Origin of the sequence: Klebsiella sp. KE9456, from assembly GCF_043832615.1 — a bacterium.
Classification (GTDB): Bacteria; Pseudomonadota; Gammaproteobacteria; order Enterobacterales; family Enterobacteriaceae; genus Klebsiella; species Klebsiella indica.
The window spans coordinates 190,871-210,029 of sequence record NZ_JBDYQK010000001.1 but is presented as its reverse complement, the minus strand read 5'-3'; the positions used below and the strand labels follow the sequence as shown (position 1 = coordinate 210,029).

The following is a 19,159-nucleotide window of genomic DNA, read 5'->3' as shown; positions in this document are numbered from 1 at the left end:
TTAAAATGAAAAAAGTGCTTTTAAGCGCCGCAATCTCCGCAACTCTGAGCCTTACCGCGCTGCCGTCAATGGCAAAAGATGTCGACCTGCGTATGTCGTGGTGGGGCGGCAATGGTCGCCACCAGGTCACCCTGAAGGCGCTGGAAGAGTTCCACAAGCAAAACCCGGATATTAACGTTAAAGCGGAATATACCGGCTGGGATGGCCACCTTTCGCGCCTGACCACGCAAATCGCTGGCGGTACCGAGCCGGACGTGATGCAGACCAACTGGAACTGGCTGCCCATCTTCTCGAAAAATGGCGAAGGCTTCTACGATCTGAATAAGATGAAGGACGTTATCGATCTGAGCCAATTTCCGGCCAAAGAGCTGCAATCCACCACCGTGGACGGCAAGCTCAACGGTATACCGATCTCCGTTACCGCTCGCGTGTTCTACTTCAACAACGAGACCTGGAAAAAAGCGGGCATTGCGTATCCGAAAACCTGGGACGAGCTGATGGCGGCGGGTAAAACCTTCGAAAGCAAGATCGGTAAAGAGTACTACCCGGTGGTGCTGGAGCACCAGGATACGCTAGCGCTGTTGAATTCATATATGGTGCAGAAGTACAACCAACCGGCAATCGACGAGAAGACGAAGAAATTCTCCTGGAGCAAAGCGCAGTGGGTTGAATTCTTCCAGATGTATAAAAAATTAATTGATAGCCACGTGATGCCGGACACCAAATACTACGCGTCATTTGGCAAGAGCAATATGTATGAAATGAAGCCGTGGATTCAGGGCGAGTGGGCGGGAACCTACATGTGGAACTCGACGATCACCAAATACTCCGACAACCTGAAGCCACCGGCGAAGCTGGAACTGGGGGCGTATCCGATGCTGCCAGGCGCGACCGACGCGGGCCTGTTCTTTAAACCGGCGCAGATGCTCTCCATCGGCAAGTCAACGAAAAACCCGCAAGCGGCAGCGAAACTCATTAACTTCCTGCTGAACAGCAAGGAAGGCGTTGATACCCTGGGCCTGGAGCGTGGCGTACCATTGAGTCAAGTGGCGGTGAAATACCTGACCGAAGACGGCACCATCAAAGCCGATGACCCGGCAGTCTCTGGCCTGAAACTGGCTCAGTCTCTGCCGACCAAACTGTCTGTGTCACCTTACTTCGATGACCCACAGATCGTCGCCCAGTTCGGCACCACTCTGCAGTACATTGATTATGGGCAGAAAACCGTAGAAGAGGCGGCGGCGGACTTCCAGCGTCAGTCTGACCGTATCCTGCGTCGCGCAATGCGCTAATTGTTGGTTATCAGTCCCTGCCCCGCAGCGCCGGCTGCGGGGTATTTTTGTGCAAGGAGGGAATCATGAAAGGCAAAATCATCCCGCTGAACTTTCTGCATACACAAGACAGCGAAACCGGTCACCCGGTGATCCGGATGACGCCACCGCATGTTATCTGCCATCGCAACTACTTCTATCAAAAATGTTTTACCCGTGACGGTGGTAAGCTTATTTTCGGCGGCGCGTTTGAGGGCCACTGGAACTACTATTTACTCGATATTGCCGCGCAGAAGGCAATCCAGCTCACCGACGGTCCAGGGGATAATACCTTCGGCGGTTTTCTTTCCGATGACGATCGGTCGCTGTGGTATGTGAAAAACAACCAGCAGTTGCGTCGTGTGGACCTGATGTCGCTGGAAGAACAGGTCGTTTATCAGGTAGATGACCAATGGGTGGCTTACGGTACCTGGGTCGCTAATAGTGATTGTAGCCAACTGGTGGGGATTGAAATAAAAAAAAGCGACTGGCAACCCCTGACCGACTGGCGCAAATTCCGCGCCTTTTACTTTACCCGGCCGACGTGTCGGCTGATTAATATCGATCTGCGCAGCGGCGAACAGCGCGTGGTTTTGCAGGAGAAACGCTGGCTCGGTCATCCGATTTACCGCCCGTTTGATAACCGCACTATCGCCTTCTGTCATGAGGGGCCACGAGATGCGATCGATGCCCGGATGTGGCTTATCGACGCGGACGGCAGCAATATGCGTAAGGTTCGCCAGCACCAGCCGGGAGAGAGCTTCACCCACGAGTTCTGGGTGCCGGATGGCTCCGCGCTTTACTATGTTGCGCATCAGGAAAACGATCCGCATCGCTATCTGTGCTGCGCCGACCCGACGACGCTGAAGAATAGCCAGTTGATGGCCATTCCCCCCTGCTCACATCTGATGAGCAATCAAGATGGTTCCCTGGTGGTCGGCGACGGCGCGCCGCACAGCACCGGCGATATTCAGCTTAACGATCCGTTTATTTGGGTATTTGATATTCGTACCAATAAGCAGACCGCGGTTTGCCGCCATGACTCGACATGGAAAGTGATCGACGGCGAGCGTCAGGCGACGCACCCACATCCGTCATTTTCACCGGATAACCGCTGGGTGCTGTTCACCTCCGATAAAGAAGGCATGCCGGCGCTGTATCTGGCGGAAGTGTAATACTGCAGCGTCGTCCCTCTGATTTCATCCCCCTCACACAAAGCCGTCTCTTGAGCAGATCTTCTGGTCAAGAGACATTGTCTGCCGGCGCCAGGGATAACCCCCTGCCGATCGGTGAAGCGCCATTCGCCAGGTTTTATTGCCGGTCAGAAGAATTCGGTTAACAGGTGGTGTTGGCGAAATGACGCATTTTTATTTTTGCCTGATTTTGGTCGGTGGATTGTTCCGTTCACCGTCAATACGAAGATATTGGTTATATCCACAGCCCGTGCACGACACCGCATAAAAAACCCGATGGCGGGCTTAACCGGCCCGCGTTCGCCTGACAGGGGATTTCCTGTATCCACAACAAGGATGACATTCACAACCCGCCCAACGTCAAAGGCGGGTTATTAACAACACTTAAATACTATCATTCGAGCTGCCAGGCACCCGCTTCAGTTAAAAATGCGCAACCGCTCCAGGCAAACAGCGCCAGTTCGCGACGGCCTGCATCCGGATATATCCGGCTGCTAAGACACGCCTCCCCTTCATTAACAAACACTTCCACGGAAGAGCTATCGAAGAATATCCGCAGTTTGAGATCCTCACCAGCGGCCAAAGGTACGCTACGCGTCCCGCACAGACCATACTGCGGATAATGGCGTTCCAGTACCAGGCGCTGCATCTGCGCATCCACATACACGCGCAGCCCCTCACCAACGCTCAGGCCATACTGTTCAGCGTGGCTATTCGCGCAATCCCAGTGCACAACAACCTCCATCGCCTCACAGCTTTCCACCATTGTGGTCTGCTGGTTTTTCAGGGTAGCGACCGGCCAGGGAAACCAGGCGCCGCGCATGCTTTCCACCTCTTTAGCCGGGCGCATTTGCAACCGATTATCCGCACTCAGGCTCACTTCACGTGGCAACGAAAGCATTCCCGCCCAGCCGTCCTGCTGCTCCGGCAGCGGTGATTCCCACATATCCAGCCAGCCAATCACGATCCGCCGACCATCGGGGGTCAGGAAGCTTTGCGGGGCGTAAAAATCGTGGCCGTGATCCATTTCAACAAACCCGCTCTCGCGAACAAACGCCTGCCCCGGTTGCCATTCGCCGAGCAGATAGCCGCTCTGAAACAGATTTCGATTTTGATAACCTTTCGCCGCCACCCCCTGCGGGGAAAACATCAGCACACGTTTACCGTTGAGGAGAAAGAAATCCGGGCATTCCCACATATAGCCCATCTCTTTTTCCGCCTCATCGAGAATGCCCGCATCATGCCACTGGCGCAAATCAGCGGAACGATACAGCCGCACCTGCCCGGTATCGCCGTCACGAGCGCCGACGATCATGTACCAGCTATCCCCTTCTCGCCACACTTTCGGGTCGCGGAAATGGTGCATGCCTGGCGGCGTATCCACCACGATCCCCTGACGCTCAAAGTGAATACCGTCGCGGCTGGTCGCCAGACACTGCACCTGATAGAGGTTGGCTTCGTCGCCGGGATCGCCGTGGAATTTATGCCCGGTGTAAATCAGCGCCAGCGTATCACCATCAACCACCGCCGAACCAGAGAAGCAGCCGTCTTTATCCTCCGGACCTTCGGGAGCCAGCGCCACCGGCAAATGCTCCCAGTGCACCAGATCCTTACTACGCGCGTGGCCCCAGTGCATCGGCCCCCATTGTGTGGAATACGGATGATGTTGGTAAAAAGCGTGATACCAGCCATCAAACCAGACCAGGCCATTTGGATCGTTGATCCAGCCAGCTCGTGCGGCCAGGTGATAACGCGGATACCAGCGCAGGTTCAGCGTTTCATGTTTCGCCTGCAGTTCTTTCTCAGCCCTGGAAATTGAATAGATCATATGCGTTACTCTTTTGCTTCAGATAGCGGAAGTTTGCGGCACCAGCGGATCGGAAGATGACTTACCGGACCGTAATAAAAAGATGGAGATAAAGGTGGTACAGAACACCAGCAGTCCCATAATCAAGTAGGAGTGGGCAAAACCGTATTTTTCATAGCTATAGCCCGCCAGGGGCGACAACACCGTGGCGATAACCGAGCTGGTGCAGGCAAAGCCCACCAGATACAGGGTAGATGAGAGGCGTTTATCAAAATTTAAACTGTTGTATTTAAAGATAGAGACCAGCAGCACCGGCAGTTCGACCGCATGCAGCAGTTTGCTAATCGAGATAAGCAGCGGCCCTTCCACCAGCCCGGAGGCCACCATACGCATCGCCATCACCATCCCGGCAAAGATCAGGCCGTTTTTCGCGCCGATACGGTTGACCAGCCACGGCGCACAAAACATGCCAGCAGCTTCAAGGAACACCTGGAACGAGTTCAGGTAACCATACATCTCGTTGCCTTCCTGCAAGGTCGGGAACTGAGAAGAGAAGTAGACAGGAAACTGCTGGTCGTACACGCCGTAAATGCAGGTGCCAACCACGAAGAAGACCAGCGCCCAAAAGCGCGGCAGGGTCAGCAGACGCAAGGCATCTTCCAGCGTGACTTTTCCCCCTGATACCGCTTCCTGCATAGCGTGCGGCGCAGAGGAAACCCGCAAGCGCGCCAGTAAAATAAAGAACACCAGTCCGGAGCAACTGGCTACCGCGAAATTTAAGTGCGGGTTGATGTTAAACAGCAAACCGGCAAAAAACGTCGCCACCGCCCAGCCCAGCGATCCCCACATTCGTGCCTTGCCAAACTCAAACTGGCTCTGGCGCGCTACGCGTTCGGTATAAGATTCCAGAACCCCAATGCCACCATTGAAGGTCAGACCGATATAAACCCCACCGAAAATACTGCCCAGCAATACGTTAATTTTCAGCAGATAACCAAATAGCAAATAGGCCGGGCCAGAGAGGATCAGCAGCACGGTAATATACCAGAGCAGATTTTTGCGCAGACCAAGCTTGTCCTGTATAAAGCCGTAACAAACCTGGGCAAACAGCGCGGAGACGGAAAGCACCGCATAAATGATGCCGGTGTCCCCCGCTTTCAGCCCCACTTCCTGATGCAACCAGATAGAGAGCAGCGAGCCTGAAGAAGACCAGGTGACGAAAAAGAAAAACAGTAAGGCACTGAGTAACGGATAGCTCTGAGAGCGATGCGCTTTCATCATAACATTCTCATGTTGGGGTAATGCCGACATGGTAACGTTAACAAAAAAAGAAACTCATGCCGTTTTGCTGATATTTATGATGTTAATCACAAAAGTTAACGTTAACATAACAGGAATGAGATCACGATCAAATATTCCTCATCCACGCGTACGCCATGTGTGGGATAGAATGTCGTATGATCCTTTTACATCAGCAACTTAGTTGTATAACCCGTTGTCGGACGGCAATGGTGGAGCACTCAATATGGCATCTCTGAAAGATGTGGCAAGGCTGGCGAATGTATCGCTGATGACGGTGTCGCGGGCGCTGAATAGCCCGGAAAAACTGAAACCGGAGACCCTGTCCCGCGTCCAGGCCGCTATCGAACAGACCAATTACGTTCCCGATCTGTCGGCGAAAAAAATCCGCGGCGCGCACGCCACGCCAAACACCATTGGGGTGCTGGCGCTGGATACCGTCACCACACCATTCTCGGTGGAAATTACCCTGTCCATCGAAGAAACCGCGCGGGCACACGGCTGGAATAGCTTCGTGGTGAACATGTTTTCCGACGATAGCCCGGAAACCATTGTCGATCTGCTGCTCTCCCATCGTCCGGACGGCATTATCTACACCACCATGGGCCTGCGCCAGGTGCCGCTCCCGGCCAAGCTGTTGACCCTCCCCTGCGTGCTCGCCAACTGCGAAAGTCTGCGCGATCCGGTTGCCAGCTATATCCCGGATGATGAGCAAGGTCAGTATACGGCGGTACAGGCGCTGTTAGCCGCGGGCTATCGTCGTCCGCTGTGCCTGCATCTACCGGCCAATCATCTGGCTACCGTCCGCCGCCGTCAGGGGCTGGAACGCGCCTGTCTGGAAGCGGGTATCGATCCAGGCACACTCGATCATTGCTATATGGCGTACGGCGATGAGCACTATCGCGATATCCCTGCCATGCTGCTGGCACATATTCACCAGCAAGCGCCGTCATTCGATTCGGTCATTTGTGGCAATGACCGAATCGCCTTTATGGTCTATCAAACGCTGCTGGCCCAGGGGCTGCGCATTCCGCAGGATGTGGCGGTGGTGGGCTACGACAATATGGTGGGGATCGGCGATCTGTTTTTACCGCCGCTTTCGACAGTACAGTTACCACACTATGACATCGGGCGCCTGAGCGCCCTGCATATTATTAACGGCGACAGTCACCGGCAGACGGTGCGGGTTGCCAGCCCATGGTTACCGCGTGAGTCATTGTAATTTAATTACCAATATTGCGCAGTTTCTCACCGGACATCAGTTGGCGTTCAATATGCTCCAGCGTGACATTTTTGGTCTCCGGGATCAGCCAGAATGTCACGCCGATAAACGCAACGTTTAGCACGGTATAGAGCCAGAAGGTTCCTGCCGCGCCAATGGTATCCAGTAAAGTCAGGAAGGTTGCGCCGATAATCATATTCGACACCCAGTTAGTGGTGGTTGAGCAGGTAATACCGAAGTCGCGGCATTTCAGCGGTTGAATTTCCGAACACAAAATCCACACGACCGGCGCGGCACTCATCGCATAGCCTGCAATACACATCATTGTCATCCCGACCGAGAGCCAGGAGAGGCCGCTGGAAGCGGTGCCATTATCAAACTGCATCAGGCAGTAACCCAACACCAGCGTACCGATAGCCATGACGCTAAAACCAATTTTTAGCGCTGGCTTACGCCCGGCTTTATCAACGGTAAAGACGGCAATAAAAGTGGCGAACATAAACGTCAGACCGACCACAAGGGTCGCCACCATCTGCTGCTGAGTGGTGGTAAAACCAGCCATTTTAAAGATACGCGGCGCGTAATACATGATGATGTTCATACCGGTAAATTGCTGCATCGCCTGCAACAACATGCCGAGAAATACCGCACGGCGTACGTTGCGGTTGACCTTAAATAGCGCCCAGCCGCTCTGCTTCAGCTTCAGGCTTTCGCGGATTTCATTCAGCTCGTCACGGGCTTTATCTGAAGTATCACGCAGCATCCGCAGCACCTCTTCCGCTTCGATATGGCGTCCTTTTTCCGCCAGCCAGCGGGGGCTGTCAGGCAGAAAGATCACCAGAATAATCAGCACAATGGCGGGTAATGCCAGCACGCCAAGCATCGCCCGCCAGTTACCGCTGTAGCTAAATGCGGTATCGGAGAGAAACGCCATCACGATCCCCAACGTCACCATCAATTGATACATACTGATCATCTTGCCGCGCACATGTTCACTCGCCATCTCAGAGAGATACAGCGGCGCGGTATAAGAAGCGATCCCCACGGCAATCCCGAGAATAACCCTTGCTATCAGCAGCATTTCAATGCTGGTCGCAAAAGCAGAGCCCACGGAACCGGCGACAAACAGCACTGCGCCCGCCATCAGACTGTATTTGCGTCCCAGTCGAAAAGAGAGCCAGCAGTTAAATAATGCGCCAATCGCGGCTCCCAGCATCATGCTGCTCACGACCCACTCCTGCAGGCGACTGGATAATACAAAATGTTCGGTAATAAAGGGCAAGGCGCCGGCAATCACCCCGATGTCGAGACCAAACAGCAATCCTGCCACCGCGGCGGCAATTGAGACAAACTGATTCATGCGCCGGGTATCGCGCTGCGTACCCGGGATGGATGTAGAGTCGTGACTAATTGAAATCATTTTTTTCCTGCCAGACGAAGTAAGACATAGGGTGAAAGTACGAGATCGGTGAACTCAAGTGTCAGGCCGGACAAGCCAAAAATATGGATTAATTAGCTATTGAGGATCGTTTTGTGATGGACATTCAACTTTGGAGCAAACAGAAAATGATCATTCTCATATCTACACTTCCTGTAATATATAGAGTTATCCATGAAATATAAAAAAACAATATGGATTATTTCCATTTCATGATATGGACAATTATTGTTATAGCATGAGAAAGCTACTGGCGTGGCAATACCGATTCAGGTTTGCCATACGTTATCTGGAGAAGGCTGCGAGGATCTTTATCGCCATCCCTGGAGAGATATTGAACGGGACGGTAGAACCGTCACTCCGCGGGAAGAGACCGCGTCCTGCGAAGGAGAAATGAGAAGCGCATAAACAGAGGTAAGGCCACGCAAAACAGCCAGTCAGTTGCTGAACTGACTGGCATGACTGCCGAAACGGTTTTTTGTTATGACAGCCAAACGAGGTGAAAAATTAGCGTGCCAGCCAGCCGCCATCCACCGCAACGGTGTAGCCATTGATGTAATCCGAGGCGCTGGAAGCCAGAAATACCACCGGCCCCATCAGGTCGCTTGGCAGTCCCCAACGGCCTGCCGGGATACGATCGAGGATCTCACTGCTACGTTGTTCATCCGCGCGCAGCTGCTGAGTATTATTCGTCGCCATATAGCCCGGCGCAATCGCATTTACATTGATACCGTGTTTCGCCCACTCGTTCGCCAGCAACCGGGTCACGCCCATTACCGCACTTTTAGACGCCGTATAAGACGGTACGCGGATCCCGCCCTGGAAGGAGAGCATTGAAGCGATGTTGATAATCTTGCCGCCGGTCCCCTGGGCAATAAAGTGTTTCGCCGCCGCCTGGGACATAAAGAATACGCTCTTAATGTTCAGATTCATCACGTCATCCCAGTCTTTCTCACTGAATTCAATCGCATCCTCACGACGGATCAGACCAGCGTTGTTCACCAGAATATCAATATGACCGAATTCAGCCACCGCGCGTTCCAGCAGTTGCGGAATACCGTCAATCTGACGCAGATCGGCGGTCAGGCTGAGAAAGCGACGCCCCAACGCGGTTACGCGTTCAATGGTTTCCGTCGGTTCAACAATATTAATCCCTACGATGTCACAACCTGCTTCCGCCAGACCGAGCGCCATGCCCTGACCCAAACCCGTATCACAGCCGCTGACAACGGCCACTTTACCCTGCAGGGAGAATGTATCGAGAATCATACTTGGTTCCTTTCATCTTTCAGTGCCTGTAGGCACAGGCGAGGTTCTATTCGTCCGGCCCGCTTGCTTGCGCAGACCCGTATGGTTTACAGAACTCTCAGGGGTTTCCCATAGAAAAAATAAAACAGAGTTCCGTTTTAGGTTTATCCATCTTATCCTTGCCTAAAGCCATTTTCAATTATTATTAAAACATTGTTTCAATTTTAATGTGTATCAATATTGAAAATGCCGAACAGATCACGAAGTGTATGACGACCAGCGCTGATTTTTTATTTTTACTCCATAAAATACATATGGTTAACATCTCATTAAAATGGTTGAGCTCCTTCAGAAACGACAGTAATGCGGCGACTGGCCAGGTATCAGATGGTGCAATGGCGAAAAAGTGCGATCCAGAGCAAGGTATTGTTGCTAATTGAGCACGTCATCACAAATAATGAAACATTGTTTTGATAAATTAACACCCATCTTTTAAATAGAATCGTGCTGACCGGTCTCTAATGACCTGGCGACATATCAGGAAGGAAAAGGAGTACATCATGGCTAAAGGCATGCGGGTAAAATTGAATTACGACGTCAGCCGCGATCCGGACACCGGCGCAGAAATCACCCGCTTAACCCCACCCGACGTTACCTGTCATCGTAACTATTTCTATCAGAAATGTTTTTTTAATGATGGCAGCCATTTACTGTTTGCCGGCGAATTCGATGGTAACTGGAACTACTACCTGTTGGACCTGGCGAAAGCCGAGGCAGTACAGTTGACCGAAGGCGCTGGCGATAATACGTTTGGCGGTTTCCTTTCCCCGGATGATAAATCCCTCTATTACGTAAAAAACGACCGCACGCTGCTGGAAGTTAACCTCACTACCCTGCAGGAACGCGAAGTTTATCGTGTTGCCGACGACTGGGTGGGCTATGGAACCTGGGTTGCGAACAGCGACTGCACGAAACTGGTTGGCATCGAGATCGCCAGAAGCGACTGGACGCCGCTCAACGACTGGCAGATCTTCCACGATTTCTTCCATAAAGGTCCTCATTGCCGTCTGCTGCGCGTCGACCTGCAAACCGGCGAAAGCAGTGTGATCCACGAAGAGAAAAAATGGCTGGGCCACCCGATTTATCGGCCTTTCGATGACAACACCGTCGCCTTCTGCCATGAAGGCCCACACGATCTGGTCGATGCAAGAATGTGGATGGTGAACGAAGACGGCAGCAACGTGCGTAAAGTCAAAGAACATGCAGAAGGTGAAAGCTGCACCCACGAATTCTGGGTACCGAATGGCTCCGCGCTGGTCTATGTCTCTTATCTGAAGGGCCAGCAGGGCCGGACGATTTATCGCTTCAACCCGGATACCGGGGTCAATGAAGCGGTCATGCAGATGCCCGCCTGTTCGCATCTGATGAGTAATTTTGACGGCACAATGCTGGTGGGCGATGGTTCCGGCACCCCGGTGGACGTGAAAGACACCAGCGGCTACACCATTGATAACGACCCGTATCTGTACGCTTTTGATGTCGCGAAACAGGCTTATTTCCGCGTCGCGCGTCACGATACCTCCTGGGCCACGGTGGCCAATAGTCGCCAGGTTACCCACCCGCACCCGTCCTTTACGCCGGACGATAGCGCCATTTTGTTCAGTTCCGATAAAGACGGTAAACCTGCCGTTTATATCGCGAAGTTGCCGTTGCATCCTGAGATGCTGAAGGCATAGCGTTTGTCACTGTTTGAGTGAATGTTTCTGTAACTGGCCTTGCCCTCCCTCGCGGAGGGCTTTTTTCTGGCGCGTGATCCGCCCTTTCTGGCGACGCAATTCACATCGTGAATCGTCGCAATCCGTCGGAAAACACAAACAGAAAACCCCGGCTAACGGCTCTAATGCTGGTCAGTTAAGGGCTGTCAGTTGCATTTATGGCTGGCTGAGCGGTTCTGTCAATCGGTGGTTTAAACGAAAATCTGATTCGCTTACTGAGCTGATACGGGCTGAATGAAATATAAAGGATATAACTTTTTTTATGATTTTCAGCCTCTGAAAAGCTACTGACGAATAACGGACTCACCGCATGGGGGTTGGGCGCATCAAGGAAACCTGGCGAGAACGCAGGCGCGCATCCAGGACTGGCCGCCAGGACGGCGGCCAGAGGGCGGGTCGAGACAGGGACGTCGAGTCCCGCCCGGTCCGCCAGATGAAGCCGGAGTGGAGCGGACCGCGGAGCGGCAGGTTTTCAGCGCCATGCCGGGGGTGCAGGGGGACGGGCGAAACGTCCCCCTGCCCGTTCACACGCTGTGGATATAACGAATATCCGCGTATTTATCGTGAACGGAACAGGCCACGGAATCTGAATGGGTGAAAACGAAAAATACGTCATGCTCGCCAGAACCACCGATAATGCGATTGCCACAGGCAAATAAAACAAAAGACAACACCGATGATTTTCTTAAGTGAACGGCATTACGGCTAACGGCTCCGGGGAAAACGATGAGGGCGTTTTTTGTTTTAGAACGAGTAGGCCACCTCCACACGGAAGCGGGTCTGGCGGTCGAGACCAGGAAAAATTCGGGTACGCCTCCTCGACCGGCCACTCGCCTGATCGGAAAACGCAACGAATTTCCCTGTCGGCGGATATGCTGCCACCCACGCAATTGCGGGTAAAAGAAACAGGCCCCAGGCCAGAACCCGGCGAAAATAAACAATACGCGACTCCTGACTTTTGGCAAAACCAGCACTCAACCTCCGGGCCTGGCCCACCGGAAAGCGCCGGAAACGGGCGTCCGGAAAGTTCTATTCACGTTCAACCGCCAGCGCAACCCCCTGACCGCCACCAATGCATAGGGTCGCCAGTCCTTTATGTGAATCGCGTTTGATCATCTCATGAACCAGGGAGACCAGGATACGGCAACCGGAAGCGCCAATTGGATGGCCCAGCGCGATCGCACCACCGTTAACGTTCACCCGCCGCTCATCCCATTCCAGCATCTTCCCCACCGAAATCGCCTGAGCGGCAAAGGCTTCATTGGCTTCAATCAGATCGACTTCATCCAGCTTCCAGCCGGCTCTTTCCAGGCAACGGCGGGTGGCATGTACCGGAGCAATTCCCATCAACGCGGGATCGACGCCAACGCTGGCAAAGGCGCGGATCCGCGCCAGAACCGGCAGCCCCAGCGCCTGAGCTTTAACTTCACTCATCATCATCACCGCTGCCGCTCCATCATTAATGCCTGAAGCATTACCCGCGGTTACCGACCCTTGCCGATCGAAAGCCGGGAGCAAACCCGCTAGCGTTTCTGCACTGGTCTCCGATCGCGGTTGTTCATCGGTATCCACCAGACGTGAAATACCGTTGTACTCAGTGGCCACGGGCACAATTTCATCGCGAAAACGACCGGAATCAATCGCCCGTCGCGCTTTATGCTGCGAACTGAGCGCCCAGGCATCCTGCTGTTCGCGGCTGATATCATACTCGCGCGCCAGATTTTCTGCCGTCACGCCTATATGATAATCATTAAATGCATCCCACAGGCCGTCGTGGACCAGGCTGTCGATAATCTGACCGTTATCCCATTGCGCCCCGCTGCGGCTGTCGGTTAAAACGTGCGGAGCACGGCTCATATTCTCCTGCCCTCCGGCGATCACCACATCGGCTTCCCCGCACTGAATGGCCTGAGTCGCCAGGTGTAGCGCCTTCAGACCGGAGCCGCACACATCGTTGATGGTAATTGCAGAAACGGTATCAGGCAGTCCGCCACGGAGCGCCGATTGACGCGCCGGGTTTTGTCCGGTACCCGCAGTCAGGACCTGACCGAGGATCACCTCATCAACATACCGGGGATCGACGCCGCTACGCTCGACTAAGGCTTTCACCACCACGCTGCCCAGTTCCACCGCCGAATGACGCGACAACGTCCCCTGAAAACAGCCGATTGGCGTTCGCAGCGCGCCGACGATTACGACCTCTTTCATCCTCTACCTCTGCGCATAAAAACAGCACTATAGTAGTGAATTGTTATCAATAAGTTTCGCAATTATTTAAAAAAGTGAGCGTGAATCACAAAGATTTTAGCCGATTTTAACGCCCGTAACCCCCGGGAGCGCAGCACAGCCCGCTTCCCCCCTCTCCCGATAAGGTTTTTTATTCCACTCCCCAACAGCAAAAAAGTACGAGGATAACCGACTATATTCAGCGACATCAGGCTGTTATCCGCGTCAATGATCTTTCGCAGGCGGCCAGAGCGATGACCGGCGATCCGCCTCCTCACCGCGCCGTCGGAAACTATCGCCACAGCAAATATATAAATGTGATAAATTGCACTCCTTTTTGTTCTTTTTATGGTTGATAAAGTCGCATAATGTATAAATTTTGGTCTAAAGAAGAGACACTTTGGAGTTTTGCCTTATATGGTACTGCTGTAGGTGCAGGCACGTTATTCTTACCGATTCAGTTGGGCGCTGCCGGCGCCATAGTTCTGTTCATCACCACACTGGTTGCCTGGCCGCTAACTTATTGGCCGCACAAGGCGCTGAGTCAGTTCATCCTCTCCGCCAAAATTGCCCCTGGCGCGGGGATCACCGGTGCCGTTAATCACTATTATGGTAAAAAGATCGGTAATCTGATTACCGGGCTCTATTTCCTCGCTTTTTTCGTGGTGGTGCTGATCTACGCGGTGGCCATTACCAATTCGCTCGCCGGGCAGTTATCCCGCTCTATTCCGATCACGCCTGCAGTACGCGCATTGCTTAGCCTCGGCGTGGTGCTGGTACTGAATCTGATCTTTTTAATGGGTCGCCATATCACGATTAAAGTGATGGGATTTTTAGTCTTCCCGCTCATTGCCTGCTTCTTGTTCCTCTCTGTTTATTTAATGGGCAGCTGGCAGCCTGAGTATCTGACCAGTCAAATGCAGCTGACTCCGCACACGCTCCACCAAATCTGGATCTCAATTCCCGTGATGGTTTTTGCTTTTAGCCATACGCCGATCATTTCGACTTTTGCTATCGATCAGCAGGAGAAATACGGCGAGCACGCCATGAGTAAATGCAAAAAGATCATGAAGGTGGCCTACACGCTTATCTGTGCCAGCGTGTTGTTTTTTGTTTTCAGTTGCCTGCTGTCGATACCGACAACGTATATTGAAGCCGCGCGTGATAAAGGCGTGACCATTCTTTCCGCGCTGTCGATGATGCCCGGTTCACCGGCCTGGCTGGCGGTGACCGGAATTATTGTCGCGGTCGTCGCGATGTCGAAATCATTCCTTGGAACCTATTTTGGTGTGATTGAAGGCGCCAATGAAATCGTGAAAACCGCCCTCGCCCAGGTCGGTATTCGCAAAAGCCGGGCATTTAACCGTGCGATGTCGATCCTGCTGGTTTCCACGCTGACCTTTGTGGTCTGCTTTATCAACCCTAACGCCATCTCAATGATTTATGCGATCAGCGGCCCACTTATTGCAATGATTTTATTCATCATGCCGACGCTGTCCACATATCTCATTCCGGTGCTGAAACCCTATCGCTCACTCGGTAACGTGATAACCCTGGTGGTAGGTTTACTGTGCGTCTCGGTAATGTTCTTGAGTTAACCTCCCCGGGCGGCGGAAATCCTTTTTCGCCGCCGTTCTGCCCGTATTCTCATTTCCGCACGCCTGCTCTTCCGCCCACCTTATCGCCCATTGATTTCACGTCACCAAATGCCATCTCCCGTTATTTGCGCTATCGACATTCCGGCTGATTGAATGCATGACAGGAGTCCAGTATTCGGTTGCGCAAATTCCCCCTCCGCGAATTTATCGCCTGCCCTTCTTATGTTGCCAAATGATTTTGTGTAAACATCCTATAAATTGGCTGTTATTTGCATTATGTTCTAACCGATATCCCTGACACAGAATAGTTGAATGCTCTTTGATCGGCCTCCGGACTGGAGGCTTCTGTTGTTTCTGCCACAAAAGGATTTTAGTTCTCTTGATTGCAGGAAAAACAATATCTCATCCAAAGTTTATACAAATCAATTTAGCCCAAAAGATAGCTAACAACATTAAACACTCATAAAAACATCTGATTAACACAATCAGAATGTTCGTATTGCTATATAAAAAATCAACGCCACACAATAACAATTAACAAGGATTTTACATGACAGAGGGAACAATAAAGACCAATAAGTATGAAATTATTGCTATTTTCAGAGAAGAGCGTCGGAAACAGGCAGAGATAGAAATTATTATTAATAACAAAAGCACCATTACCCAGTTAACACGTGTGGATTTTTCTGAATTTCATATTGCCACCGGCAGAAAAATCCCTGCCGGTCATAAGGTTAAGTTTATCTTGCATAGTGATTCCGGGAAAATAGAGTTTTGCTCAATGTTAAAAAAACAGGGTGCTCATGGTGAAAGTAATACGGTAGCGTTCATCTTGCCTGACTGTATCAAGGTAGTGCAACGGCGGCGCGCGCCACGATTCCGGTTACATCAGGAGCACGGCTTTCTCTGCCATGGCCGATATAAGAATGGAGAAAACTATCTATTCGAAATCAAAGATATTTCGGATGGGGGTTGCGCACTGATAACCGCAAACCCCAATCTAAAATTTCTCAGCCATAATGCAACCATCAAGAATGCCATTCTGGACCTCGCTGAATATGGTGAAATAACCGTAGACCTGGTGATAAAAAATGTCGTCATGGTAACCCTGGATGATAAAGAAGCCCCTGCAAGCTACTACCAGATTTCTTGTCAGTTTAAATTTCGCCATCCTGATAACAAGAAGAGAATAGAAAAAGTATTACTCGACTTGATTATGGAAGCCAAAAGAAAAAAGAGAGTTTAAATCCCTTGAACAGTATCTTACTTTACACCGATGACAATATCATTGGGCAATCAATTTACCACTATCTTACGGATAATCAGAAAAGCATTACCACGCTGGATCTGCTGGCGTTGACCAATGGTATCTGCGTTCCGTTGACCGACACCGTGATCATCAATGTTATTCATAAAGATATCGCGGCAGCCACCACTGTCGCGTTACTTAACAGCTTACAAAATCACCTGATGTCCTGCACATCGCTGGTTCTTATTGTCCAGAACGAGCTATCCAGCCTGTGTCGGGAGCTTCTGAATCTGGATAATGTTTTGATTCTACATGACAAATCACCCATAACAGATTTCGCCGCCATTATTACCCCACCATTAGCCCCAGACAATGTGCAGGAATTATGCACCCAGAGAATGCTGAGCGCCAGGGAACGCCAGATTCTGGAGTTAATCATTACCTGCAACAACAATAAAAGAATTGCCGCGCTTCTCGATATTGACCACAAAACGGTGCATAGCCATAAAGCACATATCATGAAGAAACTCGGCATGCATAACTCATGGAGCATGCACAGGATGATAGCCAATATGTATCAGTGTTGAAATCTACAGTATGCCGGTGCTCTATCAAAAACCGATAATTAATTGGTATTTTGCCTTTAATCATTCCCATCGGCAGAAAGGTTACCTATAATAATATTACTCTCTCCCGACTTTCGACTTGTTTTCTGATAAGAGATAATGAACGCAACCATTTTTCCCTGCCATAACCTCTCACGTAGCGATTTATTCGTTCGTTATGTCTTTCAAAAAATGTTTTCCCCAAAAGGTACACTCGTCGCGGTGGAATGTCTGAGCCGTTTCGATCGCATGCCCATCTCACCTGAAGATTTCTTTCGTTATGCCAATACCGGGTTACGTGAGAGTATATTTATGGAACAACTGGCGCTCATTGAAAAACATAAACAATGGTTTAATAAAAAGGGTATTTTCGCGACGATTAATGTTGACGACCATATACTGAACGTGTTGCTCAGGCCAGAGATCCAGGAGATTATTGAGCACATTGGTTGCGTCCACTTTGAAGTTACGGAGAATTCAAATAAGTTATTGAATAATGCCCTCGCCACCTGGCGTACCGGACAACGCGCGACGCTCTGGCTCGATGACTTCGGTTCAGGCTACGCAGGTATTAATGCCATTCGCGGCTACCATTTTGATTATGTCAAAATCGATAAAAACCTTTTCTGGGATTTAATGAAAAAAAACGCGGGGCGACCGCTGATGGATGCGCTGGTCACCTTCCTTACCCGTAACCAGCATAATGTTATTATTGAAGGTATCGAAAGTGAAGCACATAAGAACTGGTTACAGGGTATGGAATGGTTTGCCATTCAGGGGCACTACTGGCAAGAGGTCAGCATGGAACAACTGATTCAAGAAGAAATCGGGATTTAAAAAATGCCGGAACATTCCGGCATTAAAATAAAATTCCTTGCAAAAAATCGACTATTTAATGATAAACGTAGGATCAGCATAAAGTTTATCGTTTAAAAATTGATATATTAATCCGCAGGACACTCATCCAAAGGGAAAATACGCGCCAAAAATTACCAGTCCACGTTGTATTTCCTTAGCACACTCATATAAGATCTTATTAAAACAATCTCATATTCTGTTACCTCCAATAAATATATATTATTAACAAACAATAAAACGTGTATAAAATAAGCCCAAGTAGCAATCTTAATTATTTAAATGTGATACTAATTACCGCAGTACTCGTAAATGCTCCTACAGTTGGAGAATTTGTTAGCCATTTTAGATATGCATTGTAAGTTTTGCTAATTGAAGATGTATTACTTGATAAAACCGAATCAGAAAATGAATAGATATTACCAAAAGTAATTGGCGTCGTAGAGTCTGATGGCGTAATGTAAATTCCAACACCTGGTTTAGATGATGGAATAAGCAGTGTACTGTCATTACTGCTAACATTTCCACTACTGAAGCTTGCAACAAGTTGTTGTCCTTTACATCCCCCACCACTGACATCGGCAGTGACGGTAAAAGGGACCATTTTAGCTATTTTCCCGACAGAAGAAGTTTCTTTCATTATTGTGCCAAAATCTACAGTGTTGCTGCTGGTACCAACAATGGTTACTGACGGAGTACATTGTAATACGGTTATATTGTTGAAATTGGTAAGAAGTGCATTGTAGTTACTATTTGGTGTACTATTCAAACCAAGTACACCATCGACCTGGAATACACGGGCACTGCCAATATCTGTAAATGATGATGGCGGTGTAACACCCGTGGCCTTAATATAAATAGAGAATGTTACAGAAACAGTTAGTGGAGTGGCTTTACTCGTTCCATTGTATTTAGTTGCCGGGCCAAGATCGGGACCTTTAATCCCTGATGAGGTATTAATATTATCATAATCGACACCATTAATAGTAACACCTACACTCAATGATTTATCTACTTTGGACAGATCCCCTTGCGGATTCCAATAAATATAAGCATCTTCACCTTGAGGCCGGTTATTTGCATCCCAGCAAGTGAATGTTGCGGTATAAGTAGATGAACGCCATAATAAAGTTCCTTCAGTAAAATCTGATACCGCAAGAGAGACTGAACCAATAGGAAACTCTTGTGAAATAGAACCTGTAGGTGTTGAACTACTGGCATTACTGCCATAACGACAGGATAGCGCAAAACTATTCTGCGAATAGACGGCTACACTTATCAATAATACAATCAAATAGATGATTTTTTTTATCATATATTTTTCCATCATTACT

Annotated in this window: 15 protein-coding genes; 8 read left to right on the top strand and 7 right to left on the bottom strand. The window is 50.3% G+C overall.

Features of this window, described 5'->3' with window-relative positions:
- Window positions 1-5 precede the first annotated feature (5 nt).
- Complete coding sequence (locus ABK821_RS00920; RefSeq protein ID WP_343179149.1) at window positions 6-1,292, top strand: ABC transporter substrate-binding protein; 1,287 nt, start codon at window positions 6-8, stop codon at window positions 1,290-1,292.
- Window positions 1,293-1,357: 65 nt separating this feature from the next.
- A complete protein-coding gene (locus tag ABK821_RS00915; RefSeq protein ID WP_138360176.1) occupies window positions 1,358-2,485 on the top strand; it encodes an oligogalacturonate lyase family protein in 1,128 nt (375 codons plus the stop codon).
- A 412-nt stretch (window positions 2,486-2,897) separates the two neighbouring features.
- Here the strand turns inward: ABK821_RS00915 and ABK821_RS00910 are convergent, their stop codons facing one another.
- The gene (locus ABK821_RS00910) at window positions 2,898-4,331 is read right to left on the bottom strand and encodes a glycoside hydrolase family 32 protein (protein WP_138360177.1); all 1,434 of its coding nucleotides are present in this window, start codon (window positions 4,329-4,331) and stop codon (window positions 2,898-2,900) included.
- 18 nt (window positions 4,332-4,349) lie between these two features.
- The gene (locus ABK821_RS00905; protein ID WP_138360178.1) at window positions 4,350-5,591 is read right to left on the bottom strand and encodes an MFS transporter; all 1,242 of its coding nucleotides are present in this window, start codon (window positions 5,589-5,591) and stop codon (window positions 4,350-4,352) included.
- 244 nt (window positions 5,592-5,835) lie between these two features.
- On the opposite strand from ABK821_RS00905, the gene ABK821_RS00900 reads away from it, so the two are divergent.
- Entirely contained in the window at window positions 5,836-6,831 is a 996-nt protein-coding gene (locus tag ABK821_RS00900) for a LacI family DNA-binding transcriptional regulator (RefSeq protein WP_142502578.1), read from the top strand.
- Between the two features lies 1 nt (window position 6,832).
- Here ABK821_RS00900 and ABK821_RS00895 read toward each other — a convergent pair whose 3' ends face one another.
- The gene (locus tag ABK821_RS00895) at window positions 6,833-8,251 is read right to left on the bottom strand and encodes a sugar porter family MFS transporter (RefSeq protein ID WP_138360180.1); all 1,419 of its coding nucleotides are present in this window, start codon (window positions 8,249-8,251) and stop codon (window positions 6,833-6,835) included.
- 525 nt (window positions 8,252-8,776) lie between these two features.
- The gene (kduD, locus tag ABK821_RS00890; RefSeq protein ID WP_343179150.1) at window positions 8,777-9,538 is read right to left on the bottom strand and encodes a 2-dehydro-3-deoxy-D-gluconate 5-dehydrogenase KduD; all 762 of its coding nucleotides are present in this window, start codon (window positions 9,536-9,538) and stop codon (window positions 8,777-8,779) included.
- Between the two features lie 539 nt (window positions 9,539-10,077).
- Here kduD and ABK821_RS00885 point away from each other — a divergent pair.
- Window positions 10,078-11,253, top strand: coding sequence for an oligogalacturonate lyase family protein (locus ABK821_RS00885; protein ID WP_138360182.1), 1,176 nt, complete (start codon window positions 10,078-10,080; stop codon window positions 11,251-11,253).
- A 563-nt stretch (window positions 11,254-11,816) separates the two neighbouring features.
- Here ABK821_RS00885 and ABK821_RS00880 read toward each other — a convergent pair.
- Together ABK821_RS00880 and ABK821_RS00875 are read right to left on the bottom strand one after the other, a co-directional pair.
- Window positions 11,817-12,233, bottom strand: a complete 417-nt coding sequence (locus ABK821_RS00880; RefSeq protein ID WP_395033798.1) for a hypothetical protein — start codon at window positions 12,231-12,233, stop codon at window positions 11,817-11,819.
- A gap of 88 nt (window positions 12,234-12,321) precedes the next feature.
- A complete protein-coding gene (locus ABK821_RS00875) occupies window positions 12,322-13,500 on the bottom strand; it encodes an acetyl-CoA C-acetyltransferase (RefSeq protein WP_343179120.1) in 1,179 nt (392 codons plus the stop codon).
- 386 nt (window positions 13,501-13,886) lie between these two features.
- On the opposite strand from ABK821_RS00875, the gene ABK821_RS00870 reads away from it, so the two are divergent.
- The 4 genes from ABK821_RS00870 to ABK821_RS00855 all read left to right on the top strand — a co-directional run bounded on the left by ABK821_RS00870 (window position 13,887) and on the right by ABK821_RS00855 (window position 17,807).
- Complete coding sequence (locus ABK821_RS00870; RefSeq protein ID WP_138360184.1) at window positions 13,887-15,116, top strand: amino acid permease; 1,230 nt, start codon at window positions 13,887-13,889, stop codon at window positions 15,114-15,116.
- A 550-nt stretch (window positions 15,117-15,666) separates the two neighbouring features.
- Window positions 15,667-16,362, top strand: a complete 696-nt coding sequence (locus ABK821_RS00865; RefSeq protein ID WP_138360185.1) for a flagellar brake protein — start codon at window positions 15,667-15,669, stop codon at window positions 16,360-16,362.
- 5 nt (window positions 16,363-16,367) lie between these two features.
- Window positions 16,368-16,952 (top strand): LuxR C-terminal-related transcriptional regulator, encoded by a 585-nt coding sequence (locus ABK821_RS00860; protein ID WP_343179121.1) that lies wholly within the window; start codon window positions 16,368-16,370, stop codon window positions 16,950-16,952.
- A 138-nt stretch (window positions 16,953-17,090) separates the two neighbouring features.
- A complete protein-coding gene (locus ABK821_RS00855) occupies window positions 17,091-17,807 on the top strand; it encodes an EAL domain-containing protein (RefSeq protein ID WP_343179122.1) in 717 nt (238 codons plus the stop codon).
- Window positions 17,808-18,099: 292 nt separating this feature from the next.
- Here ABK821_RS00855 and ABK821_RS00850 read toward each other — a convergent pair whose 3' ends face one another.
- On the bottom strand, window positions 18,100-19,155 hold the full coding sequence (locus ABK821_RS00850) for a fimbrial protein (RefSeq protein WP_343179124.1): 1,056 nt from the start codon (window positions 19,153-19,155) through the stop codon (window positions 18,100-18,102).
- Window positions 19,156-19,159 lie beyond the last annotated feature (4 nt).